The organism is Microcoleus sp. K5-D4 (assembly GCF_036704575.1).
GTDB lineage: Bacteria > Cyanobacteriota > Cyanobacteriia > Cyanobacteriales > Microcoleaceae > Microcoleus.
Genome location: NZ_JAUBSD010000008.1, coordinates 79,686 through 97,778 on the forward strand (window position 1 = coordinate 79,686; position 18,093 = coordinate 97,778).

Here is an 18,093-nt window from a genome sequence, read left to right on the forward strand (position 1 = left end):
CCACCTAGAACCTCGTTTTGCTCCTGGAACTGGTTAAAAAAATTGCTACTAACTCTGCTTTACAGGTGCAGTTTTGGGCAGCTTTAGTTCCGACTTTGATGCCTGAATTAGATTTTCTTGCAGCCAGAGCAGCATGGCAAATGCGATTTGTGAGATTAGGAATGGTTTGCCAACTCATCTCCCCTCGCGACAATCATTTTCACGATTTCGGGATGTTTCTCAATATTGCGATCGATTTCAAAAAGAGTTGCTTTAACTTAATAGCGGTCTAAGATATCTAAAAGCTGATTTGTATAGGGAGAATAGGGTCCGTGGTCGTAGGTGAGGGCAACAACTTTCACTTCAGTATCGGCGCGGTTGATGCAGGGTAAGAGCATCTCAATCAAGCTTTACAAAAGGAGTTGATAAGAGTCATCATATAACAATACTTCGGACAGTTTTTTAACGGCCCTGTAAGCCGATCGCGAGAAAGCCCTGCCATTTTTAACGCATTTTAGGAAACTTAGGGCGCTTACTTAAACCTTGAAATAATAGTCCACCATATAGCCAGTCTGGGTTTCGGACACTCGATTAGATATAAAACTGTCCGAAGTATTGAAAACCTGGAGTTTCATTATATACATTGGAGGTCGGTCGTTGTTGTTTAAACTGTCAAATTAGTTTGGCTTGTATTTCTGAGGTTCAAGCCAATGGCAAAATCAAAAATGCTTTATTGTTTAGCACTGATATTCACCTATCACCTGAGCAAATTGTTGAATATTATCAGGCTCGCTTCCAGATTGAATTTATTTTTCGGGATGCCAAGCAATTTACGGGATTGTCTGATTGTCAAGCTCGTCATCTACCACGGCTTGATTTTCATTTTAATGCCAGTCTTATTGCCTTAAATTTAGCCAAACATCAACTCTATAGTTGTCATTCATCTGCCAAGTCGTTTGTGTTTTCTATGGCCTATTATAAACGTCTGGAATTAAATAAGCATCTACTTTCTAGCTTTATTGATAAGTTAGATTTAGACCCGGATTTGATTTTAAATCACCCTAACCTTCCTTCAGTCTTGTCTTATGGTACTCTGGCTGCTTAAAAACTGTCCGGAGTATTGAAACAGGACAATTAAAAATTATTGACTTTGGCTTATCTACCATCCTATCCCAAGAGAATCCCACCCTCAAAAGTCCTAATATTCTAGAAGGGACATTAACTTATATTTCCCCCCAACAAACAGGCAGGATGAATCGCTCACTAGACTTTTGTGCCAAAACCGTTCCACACAGAAGCCATCTTTGACATCATGGCTAAACATTGGGGAATCCTTTATATTTATCAGGATCAAGAGCTACCCTGTCCCCCTTCTAATGTGACTGGAGAACTGTTAAATTTCACTCGTTTATTAGCAGCGATGTCAAAAAAATGGATGGTAAAATTATATGAAGCAGCTATTGACGCTGATTGGGAATTAGTTTTTCAACTCCTAGAGGAGATTCTTGAATCTCACGCTTTCGAGCTTCAAACTCTCAGAAATTGGGTGAGGAAGTTTCAGTTTGAGAAGATTCTCGATTTAAGTGAACCCTTGGTTGGTGAATATTGATATTTTTAGGAATTACACAGGGGTAGTCAGAAACCGGCTTTTTTTAGGATAATACTTGGTTACACCCCGTAGATTCCCTAAAAAACCCGGTTTCTGGATCAGATTGCGTAAGTCCTGACGAAAAGACGCAGTGCAGCCCGTAGATTCGGTAAAAAACCCGGTTTCTGGGTCAGATTGCGTAAGCGCCGTTTATCCTATTTGATAACACGCCGTTTGTTCTGTTCGATCATTGACTTTAATGCCGACTGTTTTAAGTCCGTAAGATCACGGATGGTAATTGAGCAACCGTCTCCCAATCTCACAGCAGTGAAATAATAGCATTTGCCGTAATTAGTTTCTAGATGAACCTCTCCTTCAAGCGATTCTCCAGTCTCAACAACTTCTACTAACAAATCAAACAATCCTGGACTCAATTGATTAAGCAGTTTTTTCAGAACGGGTTCGCCCGCGAGTTCGGTTCGTTTTTTTCCTAAGAGTCTGGCAAAGACAGGGTTAACTATCAAGCAGCGAAAATCTTCAATTTCTCCAGCGATATCCCCCCTCATCGCCTCCACTGCAGCTATTCCATCCAGAGATGAGTTTAGCAAGTTTGCCAACAGGGTGCGAGATTGGTAGGCAATTTCTGCGGTTTGCTGGTGTCGCTCGATTGCTTCTTTAAGCTGGCGTTTTTGGTGCTGGATAGTGACCTGAGTTTCGAGGCGAACTAGCACTTCTTCCAACTGAAAAGGTTTAGAGATGTAGTCAGCTCCCCCTACCTTAAAAGCTTTGACTTTATCCAGAACTTGATCGAGCGCGCTTAAGAAAATAATCGGAATTTCTGAGGTGTTTTCATCCGATTTTAGGGCTTCGCAGACTTGATAGCCATCCATGTCTGGCATTTTAATATCCAGCAATATAGCATCGGGGGGATAATGACGAACCGTCCTCAAGGCCATCGCACCCTTGGTGACGCCGCGAACTTTGTACCCCTCGTTAGTTAGAATTCTTGTTAGAAAACGCAGATTCTCTTGGATGTCATCAACAATTAAAATGTTTCCTTTGTAAGTTTGTAATTCATTGATGTCACTTTCTCCTACCGAAGCCATCGTCATAGGTTCGCCTTGGACTTTGGCATCGACGATCGCACTTGTGGTGTTTTGCTTCTCTAGCAGAGAGCGGAAGTTATTTTTAGTAACTTTTTCTCCCATTACGTCTGAAAGCCGCTGCCACAGGATGGCAGCTAAATCTTTGATATGTCCTATGCTCAGGTACAAGCTGTCAGCAAGTACACTATAAGTTGCGTTTTCCCAAGCAGCTTTTAAGATTTCTTTTTCAAGCAAACTTAACGTTTTACTGGTCTTGGACTCTAAGGCTGATTCGATAAATTCTAGGGCTTCTTGAAAAGTCATGTACAAATCGATCTCATCGGGTAAGGTTTTTCCAGTTTTACACCCTAATTTTGAGTTATGCACCGTACTAACTCGGTGGAGAAATTTCTAATAGCTATTATGACAGACTTATTGACAATTACGCTCCGGGGCGATCGCCCTCGATCCTGATTCCACCTTGTCGAGATATGCAAAAGAAGCTCGCGGCAGCCTAATTCTTTTGAGGGCGATCGCCTTAAACCCTTTTCAGCACAAGGCTTTTAAGTTGCGTGTCACCCCCTGAACGCCTACAAAAAAACCGCCGACAAAACTGTCAGCGGTGAGTTGTGGTTGAGGTCAAACTCTAGAATCTGGAAATTAACAGAGGCGAGAAGTACGATCGCGCGCTTGAAGAGAAATGTATCGAGATAGAAACGCGATCGCAAATTTATTTGTTCTACCCTCCGATAACTCCCCACCTCCAGATTGCTTTCCAACTACGCTTCAACTATCAGAGTAATGTTGTCAAGGCTCACGACGCGAACAACTTCACCGGGTTGCAAAGTTATTTCTCGAACGCACTTGGCAGGCCACCAACTGCTTTGAAATCGCACACTGCCGGACTGATTTGGTTTAATTTCTTCTTCAACGATCGCTCTTTCCAAATGGCTGACAGTCATGATTACTTTCTCCTGCTTCTAGGTTGGCCTGAACGTTGGGAGGCTATAAACCTATAGCTCGACTCCCTAAGCCATTGATTTATAACGACGCTTCAACTATCAAAGTAATATTGTCAATTCCGACTACGCGAACCACCTCACCAGGTTCAAAAGTCAGGTCTCGATCGCACTTCGCCGGCCACCAACTGTTTTGGAAACGAACGCGACCGGACTCATTAGGTCGAATTTCTTCATCCACGATCGCTTTTTCAGAATTGTCAAAATTCATGATTGCTTGCTCCCGATTGTAGATTTGCCTTAACTTTCAGAATTGATCGCAAACGACGCTGCAACGATCAAAGTAATATTTTCAATTCCCACAACGCGAACCACCTCACCGGGTTCAAAAGTCATGTCTCGATCGCACTTCGCCGGCCACCAACTGTTTTGGAAACGAACGCGGCCGCATTCTTGAGGGCGAATTTGTTCATCTACGATCGCTGTTTCAACATCGTTAATAGACATAGCTGCTTTCTCCTGAATATAAACTCGACTTGATTGGTGTGTAAGTTAGAAGCTTGCCTGTCAACTTCCCCTCCACACTCAACAGTATCCCCGGCCAACCTCGGCCGTGTCAGTCGGGAAAAGTCTATACAAGTCCACTGTTTGAGCGTGTAAGCGAGTCGGAAAAAGTCTGTTAAAGTTGTGTCAGATAGGTAACGCTAAACCTGGTGACTAAATGGAAGCCGATCGTGCACTGGATTTTACCAACTCGTTACTTGTGGCTCGAAACCTGAAAACTCTCGACAACCTTGACAGCGCGATCTTTCGCGAAGCTTGGCAAGGCGTGCAAGGCAGGACGTACCAACAGGTTGCAGATAGTGAAGGGTATGGAGTAGGGACTGTTAAGGACGCTGCCTCTAATTTGTGGAAGCGACTTTCAGCGCTGTTTGGAGAAGGCGAAAAAGTTAAAAGAGACAACCTTCAAGCGGTTGTAGAGAGGTATTGGCGCAGCTACTCGAAACTAGAACCGCAGTCGGGACAAACGGTTCCGGCCCAAGTGCCTAACAACCCCGATGCGGATTTGGAAATCGAAAACCCTAATTTTTTAGGCCGCTTCGGGGCGATCGAAGATCTCAATACTCTTGTCGCCCAAGGTGCAAAAGTGATTGTCATCCAAAGTGCCGGCGGTATCGGCAAAACAACTTTGGCCAGACAGTATCTCAAATCTCAAGGGTTTGATCGAACCATTGAACTGTTGATGGCAAAAGAGACAGAGAACATCACGGCCTTGGAAAGCGCGATCGAAGAATGGCTCAAGCAAGACTTTCAGGAAGAACCAGGGCCAGACTTTGGCGTCACCCTGGGGCGGCTGAAGCGGCAGCTTCAGACTCACAAAGTCGGCGTATTGATTGACAATTTGGAAGCCGCACTCGACGGACAAGGTAAGTTTATTGAACCGCACCGGCTTTACGTGGAACTGTTGCGAGTTTTGGCTGACGCAGCGGTGCAGTCGGTAACGCTGATTACCAGTCGCGATCGACTTTGCGATTCAGATGTAACCGTCGAACACTACTTGCTTCCGGGATTGGAAGTAGAAGTTTGGCAGCAGTTTTTTAGCGCCCGCAACATCAATATAGATGATGTCGCCCTCAAGGAAATGCACAAAGTTTACGGCGGCAATGCCAAAGCAATGGGCATTATTTGCGGCACAATCCGAGAAGATTTTGACGGAGACATGGCGGCTTACTGGCTGGAAAACAGCGAAGATCCGCTCGTTGAAACAGACTTAAAAAATTTAGTTACCAGTCAATTCAACCGCCTCCTCGAACTCGATTCGGAAGCCTATCAACTCCTCTGTCGCTTGGGCTGTTACCGCTATCAAGATGTACCGACAGTCCCTACTGACGGACTTTTGTGTTTGCTGTGGGACGTGCCGGAAGCCGGACGGCGACAAATCATTAAATCGCTGTTGCACCGATCGCTAGTCGAGTCTCAGAAGGGCGAATACTGGCTGCATCCAGCAATTCGCGAAGAAGCGGTCGATCGGCTCTCGCCCGGAGACTGGGAAACTGCAAACCGCAAAGCCGCCGAGTTCTGGAGCGAGAGTGTTGAAAATATTGAGACTGTAGAAGATGCGCTGAAAGCTTTTGAAGCTTACTATCATTATGTAGCAATTAGCTGTTTCGAGCAGGCCGCGAGCGTTATCCTCAAAAAAATCAATATCCAGTTTGCAAAAGATTACAAGCTCGGTAGAGCGCTCTACAAATTAGGTTTCTTGCAGCCAATAATTTCAGCAACTACTCGGATCGTTAACAATGTGACTTCTGATTATTATTTGAGCGGGTTATACAGTATTTTAGGTATTTGTCACAGGATCTTAGGTGAAATAAATCAAGCCATAGAATGCCATCAAATATCAGAAATAAAAGCCACTAAATCTTTGCAAATTTTAGCTAAAAGCGGCGAACCGGAAAACGGCAAACAAGCTAATCTGGAATTCTGGAAAGTTAACGCTGCAATTAATATAGGTTTTTGTCAAATAGAAATGGGCGAATTAGAATCAGCTATGGAGATATTTGTAAAGCTGAAAAATTCGCGGGACGAAATCGGGATTAATAGCTATTCGATCGATGTCGGGTTAGCTTTCCTCAACTCCTGTGTCGGAGCCAAAAAAGAGGCGGAAGAGCTCGCCGAAAAACTGTATGCCGATCGGGAAAACAGTCAGTTGGTGGGTACGGGATACAAGTTAGTTTTTCTCGCCGCCACCTATCAAAACCTGGGAGAGACAGAGAAAGCTTTGAGCTTGTACCGCCAAGCGATCGCCCAAGCCGACCAAAACCAGTACAACACCATCAAAGCCAAAGCTCTCAGCGCTATAGCAGCGCTGTACCGAGAAGGGGGAGAAATTGACCAAGCCCTGCAGCACCATGCAGAAGCAATAGAAATACTCGATCGAGCTAGCGCTAAATTAGACCGAGCCGAAGCTTGCTATCAACTAGCACTGACAGAACAAAAACTTGGTAACACCGAGAAAACCCAAGAAAATTTTGAGCGCGCCATTCAACTGTTCAGCGAAATGGACGCTAGCAAACAAGTAGAAAAAGTACAGTTAGCCGCAACAAAAAAAATAGAAAAAATACCTAATTAATCGAGCAAAAAATCCGAAAATAGATACAATAAATGAAAGAACAACCGTAAACTTTGTAGATATGAAACTAAAACGATTGGGACACGTAGCCGTCTGCGTGCAAGACATAGAGAAGTCTGCTGAATTCTACCGCAACTTGGGTATGGAGTTAGTCTGGAAAGATGCAGACTGGGCTTATTTGAAAGCAGGAGAGGACGGATTGGCGCTGTTGAGTCCGAGTTACGACCAAGCAGGGCCGCATTTTGGGTTTGTATTTGACGATCGTACCGAAATGGAATCCGCCTACCAACAACTCAAAGCCGATGGTGTTTCCGTCACCCACATTCACGAACACCGCGACGGTACAGCATCCTTCTACGGCAGAGATCCAGATGGGAACGGCTTCGAGTACCTTTACGAACCGGCCTGACTATTTTCGGACTTGCGGATCGCGACGATCAGGCTATTGTGCGATCGGGAACCGCCCCCTGTCACCTCAAACCTTGATTTGTCGTTCCACATCCTGGTAAGTAGGTGTGCAGAATTAATTACACAATATTTATACTGAAACCCTTGCCTAGCAAGGAGTCTTTATGTAATTAATTTTGTGTGGTTACTTAAGGTACCCATCGGCGCACCCTACATGGAGATTTTTGGGCACGGAACCCCTAGCCCATTGCTGACGGCCCGGAACCTCGCTGCAACTCCCCGAATAATGTGAGGTACTCACACCGACGCTTCTACATTAAGGTGCAGGCTGTGAATCCGAAATATATCCACAAGTTCCGAAAATCAGCTCGATAATCTAAAATCTAAAATCTAAAATCTAAAATCCTCATGTTGCAGAGAATACAAGTCAGAAACCGCTGGAAATTCATCTTCAAACCCTGGGAAGAAGCAGACCCTTGGCTGTTTGCCGCTTGCATCGGCCTCACCATCTTCGGGGGCATCATGATCCGCAGCGTCGAAATCAACCAGGGGCTGATCGACTGGTGGCGGCACTGGGTAACTGGGGCAGTCGGTTTGTTCCTCGCCATCATCATTTCCCGCTGCCGTTACCAAACACTGCTTGAGTGGAAATGGCCGATTTACATATTAATCAATTTGTCCCTGATCGCAGTGCGCTTTATCGGTACTACAGGGCTCGGTGCCCAGCGGTGGATCAACATCGGCGGCTTCTACCTGCAACCGTCAGAATTTGCCAAAGTAGGCATGATTGTCACTTTAGCAGCTCTCCTGCACGACAAGACTGTTCCCACGGTGGGTAATATGTTGAGGATGCTGGCGATTATGGCTGTACCCTGGGGATTGATCTTTGCCGAACCAAATTTAGGTACTTCCTTAGTCTTCGGCGCGATCACAATGGGGATGTTTTACTGGGGTAATGTCAATCCCGGCTGGCTAATATTGCTATTCTCTCCTCTAATCTCAGTTCTCTTCAATAACCTGTCTACACCGATTTGGATAGCCTGGGTAGTTGTTGCGGGTATTATCGCTTGGCGAACCCTGCCTTGGCCGTGGTTGGGGACTTTCGGTGCTGTGTTGGTGAACGTTGTTTCTGGACACCTCGGACATATTTTTTGGAATGTGCTCAAGGATTATCAAAAAATGCGCCTAACAGGGTTTTTAAACCCCGAGAAAGACCCTTTAGGCAGCGGATATCACTTGATTCAATCTCGGATTGCTATTGGGGCCGGGGAGCTCAAAGGCAGGGGTTTATTTCACGGAACGCAAACTCAGCTTAACTTTATTCCCGAACAGCATACGGACTTTATCTTTTCAGCTATTGGCGAAGAATTGGGGTTTATTGGCTGCATTTGCGTGCTGTTGGTGTTCTGGATCATTTGTTTCCGGTTGGTGACGATCGCTCAAACTGCTAACGATAATTTTGGTTCTTTGCTAGCGATCGGCGTACTGTCAATGTTGATTTTTCAGGTGTTCGTAAATATTGGCATGAACATTGGCTTGGCTCCAGTTACGGGCATTCCCCTGCCTTTCCTGAGTTACGGGAATGCGTCGCTGCTGAGTAATTTTCTCGGCCTGGGACTGGTGGAGGCGGTGGCAAGCCAGCGACAGCGCAAGAAGCGTTGGAATTAGGTCATTGGTAATTGGTTCTGGGAATGCGATCGCGCTTTTGATTTCTTTCGAGAGATTCTGCGGGCGATCGCATTTTTTTTATATCTGCCAAGGCGCATCTAAATTTTACGCTTCCTGAGCGGAAGCTTTATGACTGTCAAGTTTGATAAAATTCTTGTGGGGTGCCCACGAGAACCCGCCCCAAAATAAAATTTAGAGGCCCAACAGCTTAAGTAGATCAACTTAATTAAACCACTCCGGACGCAAACAATAAATGCTTTTGTGCGCTATGGGTAAGCCACTCAGTGTGCAGTGGACGCCCTACTGAGGACGTGATCAATGCCTGAAACCATTGCTATTATTACATCTTTTTTTCTTTTTCGTTCTTTCTTCCTTCTTCCTACTTCCTGACATCCGTTACATCCGTTACAGAATCCGTTGCCGAACTTCCTTCTGCCTTCTTCCTAACATCCGTTACAGAATCCGTTGCCGAACTTCCTTCTGCCTTCTTCCTAACATCCGTTACATCCCGTACATTGCTCGTTGCCGAACTTCCTTCGCCTCTGATTATTCGTTCATATTCTTGTACGTAGCAACAGCCGAAGGCGAACTCCGGTTTAAATAACGGAATATCCAATACTTAAATACCGTATCCAAGATCACTGGAAACGTTGCAATGAACAAAAATATGAACTGCCTATTTTCTGGCAGTCCCAAATGCCTCGATACACCTTCAAGAACTACTTCCCAACCATGAGGCGAGTGGAATCCCACAAACACATCTGTAAACAAAATAATTACGAAAGCTTTCGCACTGTCGCTGAGCCCGTAAATCACATCGTCCATGAAAGACTTTAAAATCTCAATCTCTTTCTTGTTAGTGACGATAATCGCGGCAAAGGCAATCAAGGAAATCAAATCGGCAAAAATATTTTTAATAGCTCCACCACTTTCAGATCGGTATTCCTCCGCTAGTTCAACTGCTTTCTCGGCAATCTTCTTTTCCGTTTCCTCTAAAGAAAGCGACGGAGCAGTGCCTATTAACCTTTCAAATTTGAGGTGCTGCTCAAATCTCTCCAGTTCTTGAAATGCTTCTTCTTCCAGGTTAACATTTATGAAAAGAGGAGCATTTTCTTTTCCTCTAAAATGGTCCACCACCGGGCCGACTAAAAAGTTTTTGGAGATTTGATTCGTCAACAGCGGAACTAAAATCAAAAGCAAAATAAATCTGAGAGAAATAATTGTTTTTACTTTGGAATTGCGAAAATTCTTAACTACTTCTTTTTCTGCTCCAGGGTCTAAATCTTTAGTGATGCGATTCAAAGTTCCCAAAAGCGATCGCGGTAATAAATTGACTTCTTCATAGTTAGTGTCAACCTCACCATCGTGAATCTTAACAGAATTAGCTGAACCTTTATTTTGGTCAAGTGGAGAGCTGCTATTGGTAGATTTAGCCTGCACATTTACTGAAGTGACAACCGGAACAATTGCCGTCGCTCTACTATTATTAATATACTTGTCGATGACTCCATCAATAAACTCTAGCTTCTCAAATATAAGGGATGCTCTATCTTTATTGTTGAGATGTAATCCATGCTGGTGATAATCAGCGCTGTGCCCCGTTTTCGGTTTGGCTCCAACTCGCTCCGGCAGTTCCAAAAAAGAACGGCTAGCATTAAACTCAACCATTCGAGTTTGGATGACCTTGAGGTATTTTTGCAGTTCGGATTTAAAGTAAGACAGGGTGCTTTGTCCGTAATCTCCCGATCGATCAGAGATTCCTTGACCGCCAAAATGCTCGTCTTCGATCGCCTTAATTGCTAACGCAGCATCGTAGGCCTGTTCTAGAGCCCTCTCAGGCGTTTCTCGATACCATTGGTGAAGGCTGTAGAGATATTTTACAATCCTGTTCCAGGGAGAAGTATTCATAGCTAAAGCTGGTTAGTTGGCTGTAGACATTAGTGATTAGAGTATTCACGGTATGGTAACAAATTTACATAAATTGAGAACTGCCACGGAGGATTCAATTTGGATTGTCGGATCTGGCCGCAGTGGCAAAACCACTCGTTTAGTCGAGCAGTTCTGCATTTGGAGCAAAACTGTCAAGCCCTTGCCCCCAAAAGTTTCAGGGCGATCGATCTCCGGGCGGCGGCGGGCTGGACAAACTGCCCCAGCAATTTTAGTCTTAGCAGCTAACGGAGACAACCGGCTAGAATTAGCCGATCGCATCGCCGTCGCTACCGAAGGAAAATATACCTTTCACTCCACAACGCCCTTCGGTTTTTTTGAGCAGGAGGTATTGTTATTTTGGCCCCTGCTAGTTCAGTCGCTGGATGTGAGGGCTCAATTTCCCCTGCGGCTGCAACCTGAAACAGAACTGGAACTTGCCGCGAGACTCTGGCGTCGCGAACTAGACGAAGGCATTTTGCAACAAACAGGGGTAAGTCCAAACCGAATGGTGCGTCGAACACTAGACTTATTACAACTTGCTGCTGTCAGCGGTACGCCCAGAGAAGAGATTCCCAGCATTCTGGAACAGGGATTTGCTATCTCAGGTGGCTCGACCAACCTGTGGATTAGCATGGGAGAGTTGCTGGAAAGGTGGCGGGAATGGTGCTTGACGCGGGGGTTCCTGACTTACGGGATTGTTTGCGAACTCTACTGGCGCTATTTGTTGCCGGATAGCAGTTACCAGCAGCATTTGGCCTCTAGATACCAAGCTGTGATCGCAGACGATGTAGACGATTATCCGGCGATAAGTCGCCATTTGTTCGATCGAATGCTCGACCAAGGTGCAGCGGGGGCGTTCTCCTACAATTCAGATGGAGGAGTGCGTTTGGGCTTGGGGGCTGACACGGAATACCTAGCCAGACTCGAAGACCGCTGTCAAAGCGTGGAAAATTTGGACGCACAAGCCGGTTTAGCCCCAGAGATTGGAGATTTAGCGGTAAGTTTAGCAGTTAATACTGAGGGTTTTTATCCTTTAGGCTTGAGTTTGCCCGGATCGGTTCGATCGCTCCAAACCACTTCCCGGGCTCAACTGCTGCGAGAAACCGCCGAAATCATCGTGGATGCGGTGAAGTCACAAGCCGTGGAACCGCAGGAAATCGCCGTAATTGCCCCCGGGATGGATGCGATCGCCCGTTACAGTTTAACGGAAATTCTAGCGCGAGATGGTATCGCCGCCGTATCTCTCAACGATCAGCGCCCCCTCTCGACTACCCCAGAGATTCGAGCTTTACTCACTTTGTTAGCGTTAGTTTATCCGGGACTCGGCCGTTTAGTCGATAGAGATGGCGCAGCCGAAATGCTGGTAGTGTTGGGCAGCCAGAAACACCGTTCATTGGAAACAGAAGATTCCAACTCGACGTTCAATCTACAATCTCAAATCCACAATCAAAAATCGATCGACCAAGTGAGAGCAGGTTTAATTGCCGATCACTGTTTTCGTCCCGATCTCGAGCGACCTAAATTGCTGGAAATTACAGCTTTTCCCCGGTGGGACAGACTGGGACACCGAGCAGCCGGGGCCTACAAGCACATTGTCGAGTGGATCGAACAACAGCGGTCGCAACAGCAGGAGCGGCTGTTGCCGAGTCCAATTGCCCTGCTCGATCGAGCCATCCAGAAATTTCTCATGAACGACAGATACCTCCCCTACGATCGGCTAGCAGCCCTGCGCGAGTTAATGGAAACTGCCACCCACTACTGGGAAATCAACGGGCGAATGCAGCGCGTAGAACCAACAAACGGTGGCGACTCAGAAACCATCGCCCGGTTCATCCAGTTGTTGCGCCAAGGAACTGTCACCGCCAACCCCTTTCCAGTGCGTCCAGAAGGCCCAGCAGCCAGAGCCGTCACCCTCGCCAACATCTTCCAGTACCGCAGCAGCCGCCGCTCCCACAAATGGCACTTTTGGCTGGATGCCGGCTCGCCTCTGTGGCTGAGCGGTGGTGCCGCGACATTGTTTGGCGCTCCCTTATTTTTGCGATCGCAACTGGGGCGTCCCTGGGAAACCGAAGAGGAAACAGCGGCCGACCAACAGCGGCTGCGGCGAATTCTGCTAGATTTGTTAAGTCGCTGTTCCCTGCTTTACCTTTGCCACAGCGAACTATCCGTCAGTGGACAAGAACAAACCGGGCCGCTTCTGCCCCTAATTAACAGCTCTGTTTCTTGTCAGCAGTCAGCATAAGACAGTCAGCTTCTGAAGGCAAGAGGCAGAGATGTATTCGTCATTGAACATTCGGAAAGAAAAAATTATGACGGCGAAGATTTTTATTTTTTCTGATTCTGGATAAATACACCGGGCTGACTCGCAGCCAGACTTCTAGGTTCTATCGAAATGGCGCGATATTAAAGTATACCCAAGATAGGCAGCAAAACCTGCAATCATTAATATTTTGAGATCAAAAGATGCCCAGCTTAAAAAATATCCATAGCCGTTGCAGTTTTGATTTAGTATGTTAGAAATGATGGGGTTATTAATCAATTTTAAGCCAGATTTGTGGCAACAAACTGATACTAATCAGTTCTTAAAGTTAATCGGGATCGTCGTTTAAAGGAGCCAAAATAATGCCCAGTGCAGTGCCAGTAGTAATTATACCAACACCAACACCAGAACCGCCAACACCGGAACCAGAAACGCCAACACCAGAACCAGAAACGCCAACACCAACACCAGAACCGCCAACCCCAACACCAGAACCGCCGACGCCAACTCCCTCCGGGGACGACACATTTGGTGGCATAGACGACACATTGGGCGGAGGCCAAGGTACGTCGCCCGGAATCATCGGCGGCGTAGTCCGTGGCGGAGAAACCAACGACTCCTTAGTTGGGAGTCCCGGGCCCGACGTGATTTCCGGGCTGCAAGGCAACGACAACCTGCAAGGAGGCGACGGCGACGATTTAGTATTCGGGGCAGATGATGACGACGTGCTGTTCGGCGCACCCGGCAACGACGTTCTCGACGGCGGTTTAGGACTCGATACGCTGTACGGAGGCAAAGGCAACGACTGCCTCGACGGGGCAAATAACCCCGACCTGCTGTATGGCAATGACGGCAACGACACGGTAATCGGAGGCGAAGGCAGAGACACGGCTTACGGCGGCAAAGGCAGTGACAGCTTGCGGGGAGGCTCTGGCGACGATAGCTTTTTGGGCGATCGAGGCGACGACATCGTGTGGGGCGACCAAGGTAACGACTCGCTCTTCGGCGGCGACGGCGAAGACTTGCTATTTGGCAACGAAGGAGGCGACTGGCTCTACGGAAACGCCGGCGGGGACACATTTTTTTCCGGCGACGGCGACGACATCGTATTCGGCGGTGACGGCGACGACATCGTGGACGCTGGTGCTGGCAACGACGTTATTTGGGGCGAAACAGGCAAAGACGTAGTGGCAGGAGGCGAAGGCAGAGATGTTTTCGTCATCGGTGCATTCAGTTCCCCCAGCGGCAGCAGCAGCGACGGCACTAACCCGGCATTTCTCACCACAGGCGGGCCAGATCTCGCCGATGCCGACATTTTCACAGACTTTCGCCAAGGCGAAGATTTAATCGGGTTAAGTGGCGACCTCAAGTTTGAAGATTTGGTAATCTTCCAAAGCACTGAGACCAAAGCTGGCAGTACAATTATTCGCAACGGCGTCAGCGGCGACTTTTTAGCAGTATTGCCCGGAGTAGACAGCAGAACCCTAGGGCGAAGCTCATTTGTAATTGCACCCACAGTTCCCGGCAGCGCAACTCCGCTTCCCCTGCCGACGCCGACAGACAGTCCGACGCCGACAACCAGTCCGACGCCGACAACCAGTCCGACGCCGACAACCAGTCCGACACCGACAACCAGTCCGACACCGACAACCAGTCCGACGCCGACAACCAGTCCGACGCCGACAACCAGTCCGACGCCAGACGAGCCGCGGCCTACGTTCCCGGGGTCGCCGACGCCGACAGGAAGTCCGACGCCGACAGGAAGTCCGACGCCGCCGACACCGCCGACGCCCATCTTTAACCAACCTCCAAGAGCAGTTAACGACAACTTCACCACGGTTGCGGGTCAAGAACTCAGTTTCAACGTTCTGTTGAACGACACTGACCAGGAACAAAGCGCTCTGACTGTCACGACTTTTGCTCCAGCAAGCAAAGGGAGCCTGGTTCCCGTGGGCGGCGGCGTATTCAAATACACCCCGAATCCGGGCTTCTCGGGTACTGACAGCTTCAGCTACTCGATCTCAGACGGCAGCGGCGGCACAAGTAAGGCGGTAGTAACTCTCAACGTCAGTAGCCCGCCCCAGCTAATAATTAACGACGGTGTGGTGGTTGCCAAAAGTAATCCTACCCAGACAATCACCGCCGCCGATTTGTTAGTCACAGATCCCGACAACAGCCCCTTGGAAATCGTTTACACGATTACTAAAGCCCCCGATGCTACCAGAGGTTTTGTCCAAAGGGGTAGCACCTTTCTCAACGTGGGCGGCAAATTCACCCAAGACGATATCAACAACAACATCGTCAAATACAACTTGCTGGCAGCAGGTGGCAGCGACACTTTCACGTTTACAGCCTCCGACGGATCTGCAACTATCGGGCCGGCATCCTTCAGCATCACGGTGGTAGATAATATTGTCGATCGCAGCGCACTCCCGGCCAGCAGCTTTACAGGCAGCAACCTCAGCGACTTCATTCTCGGCGGGGCCGGCGATGATACCCTCGCTGGGGGCGACGGCAACGACATCATCGATGGCAGTGTCGGCAACGACCTCGAATTCGGTGAAGCAGGCAACGACTCGCTGGTGGGTGCGATCGGCAATGACACCGTTGACGGCGGACTGGGCAACGACACCGTTGACGGCGAAGACGGCATAGACTCGCTGATCGGCGGACTGGGCAACGACCTGATGTTCGGTGGCAATGACAATGACAACCTCTTGGGCGGTGACAACAACGACACCATTGAGGGCGGAACAGGTAATGACTCGATGTTGGGAGAATCCGGCGACGACTCGATACTTGGTGGCGCTGGGATCGACACCTTACTTGGTGGCATTGGCGACGACTCCCTCGAGGGCGGTGCAGGCGACGACATCCTCGACGGTGGACTTGGCAGAAACTTGGTCGACGGCGGTATCAATAACGATTCCATCTCCGGCGGCGACAACGATGAAACGATGTTGGGTGGAGAAGGCAACGACACTGGACTCGGAGGTTCGGGCAATGACTACGTGTTGGGCGAGGCCGGCAGCGACTCCCTCGACGGCCAAGCGGGCGACGACACTCTCGACGGCGGTGCCGGCAGCGACTGTCTCAGCGGCGCCTTCGGCAATGACTTGGTATTGGGCGGCGATGACAACGACTCGCTTTCCGGCGGTGCAGGCAATGACATTTTGGGTGGTGGCAACGGTTCTGACTTGCTCACGGGCGATGTTGGCAATGATTTCTTCTACTACGAAACTCCCAGCGAAGGCGTGGACGTGATTGCTGACTTTAACGCTAACGGCAGCGAGACCGACAGATTTTTGTTCAGGTCGTCAAATTTCGCAGGTTTAACCAACTCAGGAACTACTCTCGATTTCACCAGTTTTATCGTCAGGAATATCGGGTCTAGCGGCGACGACATCAGCAAGCAATCAGTCATTTTGTTTGAATCTAAATTTGATAACGCTCAAGCAATAAATGCAGTGTTGAAGAATCAAAAGGGTTCGAGCAAAACGGGAGCTTTCTTCGTGTACCTGAACAATACTTTTAACAAGTACGTTCTCGGCTTTGACCCGAATGTGGCAGATGACAGTCTCCCAGCTTTCGATTTGGGAGTGTTGAATTCTATTCCTACAGTGCCGGGAGCCCTCAGCACCGTCATTACTGCATCTGACTTTAAGTTTATTTAGTAGTTTTTGAGTAGCGTCGCAAGGAGGCGGAACAATGCCAGGTGCAGTACCACTAATTTTTCTCGAAGGGCGGCTACCCGATGAGAACGAGGATAGTTTGGATAGCGGCACCGTGCCGCAGCCTACGCCGTCGTCGGGAACGGAGCCGATGATGACGGGGACGCAGCCGATGATGACGGGGACGCAGCCTACGCCGTCGTCGGGAACGCAGCCGATGATGACGGGGACGCAGCCTACGCCGTCGTCGGGAACGCAGCCGATGATGACGGGGACGCAGCCGGACATTTCGATCACCCCGGTGCCCCGGCCACCTCTGACAGTTCCCACGCCTCCCCCAGAGCCACTTTTTGTCGATGGCTTAGTTGTCGCAAATGACGGCAGTAACTATTTAATCGGCAGCTTGTTCAATGACACGATTTCCGGGCGTGCCGGCGACGACACGCTTCTGAGTCGGGACGGGGACGATATAGTCAGGGGCGAAGACGGTAACGATTCTCTCAACGGTGGCGCTGGTAAAGATATCGTTGAGGGCGGGCGTGGCAATGACACGGCGCGGGGTGGCAAAGGCGATGACTTGGTTTCTGGCGACCAAGGCGATGACGTAGCTTTTGGCGACCAGGGCAATGATATTGTCTTGGGTTCAGAAGGCAACGACTCGCTGTACGGCGGTAAAGGCAATGACTGTCTGCGCGGAGGTGGCGAGGACGACCTGATTTTTGGCGACAAGGGCAGTGACACTGTTTTTGGCGACACGGGTAACGACTGCCTGATTGGCGCTGGGGGCAATGATATTTTGTTGGGCTCCGAGGGCGGGGATGTTATCAGCGGGGGTGTTGGTAACGATACTGGTGATGGCGGCGAGGGTGATGACCTAATCTTCGGGGGCGACGGCAATGATTCTTTGTCGGGAGATGCTGGGGATGATATTCTTTCTGGCGATCGCGGGTCTGATACTCTGACAGGAGGCGAGGGATCGGATATCTTTGTTCTCGGTAGGGTGGGCACGTCGGCTGGCAACGGGTTTCTCACTACTGGCGGCCGCGAAATCGGCGATGCTGATGTAATTAGAGATTTTAATGCCGGCGATTCGATCGGTCTGGCTGGAGGTCTGAACTTTACAGAGTTAGAAATTTTCCAGGGTCAAGGCTCGAATTCTAGCAACACGATTATTAGGGACAGGCGAACTGGGGAATTTTTGGCGGTGTTGATTGATGTTCGATCGAACTCGCTAGATGAATCTAGGTTCACTACAGCTCAAATACCGCGCGTAAACGACAATCCCTTCACCATTGAGGGGACAACAACGAGTCCCACAAACGGGACAACTCCTTCTACAAGCGGTACAACAACCCAGCCAACCACGGGGACGACAACCCAGCCAACCACGGGGACGACAACCCAGCCAACCAC

16 protein-coding genes and 1 pseudogene are annotated in these 18,093 nt (G+C 48.6%); 9 read left to right on the top strand and 8 right to left on the bottom strand.

Annotation, left to right across the window (positions count from 1 at the left end):
• The first annotated feature begins 65 nt into the window (after nt 1–65).
• Nucleotides 66–272 carry a hypothetical protein gene (locus QUA77_RS29265; RefSeq protein WP_445302057.1) on the top strand — a complete coding sequence of 69 codons (207 nt, stop codon included), beginning with the start codon at nt 66–68 and terminating at the stop codon, nt 270–272.
• On the opposite strand, the gene QUA77_RS29270 is transcribed toward QUA77_RS29265, so the two are convergent.
• On the bottom strand, nt 258–377 hold the full coding sequence (locus QUA77_RS29270) for a polysaccharide deacetylase family protein (RefSeq protein ID WP_445242225.1): 120 nt from the start codon (nt 375–377) through the stop codon (nt 258–260). The two genes, QUA77_RS29265 and QUA77_RS29270, sit on opposite strands and share 15 nt — an antisense overlap.
• Before the next feature lie 245 nt (nt 378–622).
• Here QUA77_RS29270 and QUA77_RS04585 point away from each other — a divergent pair, with 245 nt between their 5' ends.
• Entirely contained in the window at nt 623–1,084 is a 462-nt protein-coding gene (locus QUA77_RS04585; RefSeq protein WP_333036961.1) for a transposase, read from the top strand.
• Between the two features lie 168 nt (nt 1,085–1,252).
• A complete protein-coding gene (locus QUA77_RS04590; RefSeq protein ID WP_333036962.1) occupies nt 1,253–1,588 on the top strand; it encodes a hypothetical protein in 336 nt (111 codons plus the stop codon).
• A 194-nt stretch (nt 1,589–1,782) separates the two neighbouring features.
• On the opposite strand, the gene QUA77_RS04595 is transcribed toward QUA77_RS04590, so the two are convergent.
• The 5 genes from QUA77_RS04595 to QUA77_RS04615 all read right to left on the bottom strand — a co-directional run bounded on the left by QUA77_RS04595 (nt 1,783) and on the right by QUA77_RS04615 (nt 4,118).
• The gene (locus QUA77_RS04595; protein WP_333036963.1) at nt 1,783–2,976 is read right to left on the bottom strand and encodes a response regulator; all 1,194 of its coding nucleotides are present in this window, start codon (nt 2,974–2,976) and stop codon (nt 1,783–1,785) included.
• A gap of 266 nt (nt 2,977–3,242) precedes the next feature.
• Nucleotides 3,243–3,431, bottom strand: a complete 189-nt coding sequence (locus QUA77_RS04600; protein ID WP_333036964.1) for a hypothetical protein — start codon at nt 3,429–3,431, stop codon at nt 3,243–3,245.
• Nucleotides 3,432–3,614: an NfeD family protein gene (locus QUA77_RS04605; RefSeq protein WP_333036965.1), complete on the bottom strand. Its 183-nt coding sequence runs from the start codon at nt 3,612–3,614 to the stop codon at nt 3,432–3,434.
• A 79-nt stretch (nt 3,615–3,693) separates the two neighbouring features.
• On the bottom strand, nt 3,694–3,882 hold the full coding sequence (locus tag QUA77_RS04610; protein ID WP_333066295.1) for an NfeD family protein: 189 nt from the start codon (nt 3,880–3,882) through the stop codon (nt 3,694–3,696).
• A gap of 29 nt (nt 3,883–3,911) precedes the next feature.
• On the bottom strand, nt 3,912–4,118 hold the full coding sequence (locus QUA77_RS04615; protein WP_333036967.1) for an NfeD family protein: 207 nt from the start codon (nt 4,116–4,118) through the stop codon (nt 3,912–3,914).
• Nucleotides 4,119–4,332: 214 nt separating this feature from the next.
• Here QUA77_RS04615 and QUA77_RS04620 point away from each other — a divergent pair, with 214 nt between their 5' ends.
• The 3 genes from QUA77_RS04620 (at nt 4,333) to rodA (ending at nt 8,820) form a co-directional block, all read left to right on the top strand.
• Nucleotides 4,333–6,744, top strand: coding sequence for a tetratricopeptide repeat protein (locus QUA77_RS04620; protein WP_333449394.1), 2,412 nt, complete (start codon nt 4,333–4,335; stop codon nt 6,742–6,744).
• Between the two features lie 61 nt (nt 6,745–6,805).
• Entirely contained in the window at nt 6,806–7,153 is a 348-nt protein-coding gene (locus QUA77_RS04625; protein ID WP_333064302.1) for a VOC family protein, read from the top strand.
• A 407-nt stretch (nt 7,154–7,560) separates the two neighbouring features.
• A complete protein-coding gene (rodA, locus tag QUA77_RS04630; RefSeq protein ID WP_333036969.1) occupies nt 7,561–8,820 on the top strand; it encodes a rod shape-determining protein RodA in 1,260 nt (419 codons plus the stop codon).
• Between the two features lie 379 nt (nt 8,821–9,199).
• Here the strand turns inward: rodA and QUA77_RS04635 are convergent, their stop codons facing one another.
• Both QUA77_RS04635 and QUA77_RS04640 read right to left on the bottom strand, forming a co-directional pair.
• Nucleotides 9,200–9,436 (bottom strand): hypothetical protein, encoded by a 237-nt coding sequence (locus QUA77_RS04635; RefSeq protein WP_333449395.1) that lies wholly within the window; start codon nt 9,434–9,436, stop codon nt 9,200–9,202.
• Nucleotides 9,367–10,728 (bottom strand): proton extrusion protein PcxA, encoded by a 1,362-nt coding sequence (locus QUA77_RS04640; RefSeq protein WP_333449396.1) that lies wholly within the window; start codon nt 10,726–10,728, stop codon nt 9,367–9,369. Before QUA77_RS04640 ends, QUA77_RS04635 begins: the two co-directional genes overlap by 70 nt.
• A 52-nt stretch (nt 10,729–10,780) precedes the next feature.
• Between QUA77_RS04640 and QUA77_RS04645 the strand changes: the two genes are divergently transcribed.
• From QUA77_RS04645 to QUA77_RS04655, 3 genes and pseudogenes are all read left to right on the top strand, one after another.
• On the top strand, nt 10,781–12,991 hold the full coding sequence (locus QUA77_RS04645; RefSeq protein WP_333449397.1) for a recombinase family protein: 2,211 nt from the start codon (nt 10,781–10,783) through the stop codon (nt 12,989–12,991).
• A 380-nt stretch (nt 12,992–13,371) separates the two neighbouring features.
• Nucleotides 13,372–16,683 (top strand): Ig-like domain-containing protein, encoded by a 3,312-nt coding sequence (locus tag QUA77_RS04650; protein WP_333449398.1) that lies wholly within the window; start codon nt 13,372–13,374, stop codon nt 16,681–16,683.
• A 34-nt stretch (nt 16,684–16,717) separates the two neighbouring features.
• Nucleotides 16,718–18,093: pseudogene (locus QUA77_RS04655) on the top strand (calcium-binding protein); the annotation flags it as partial.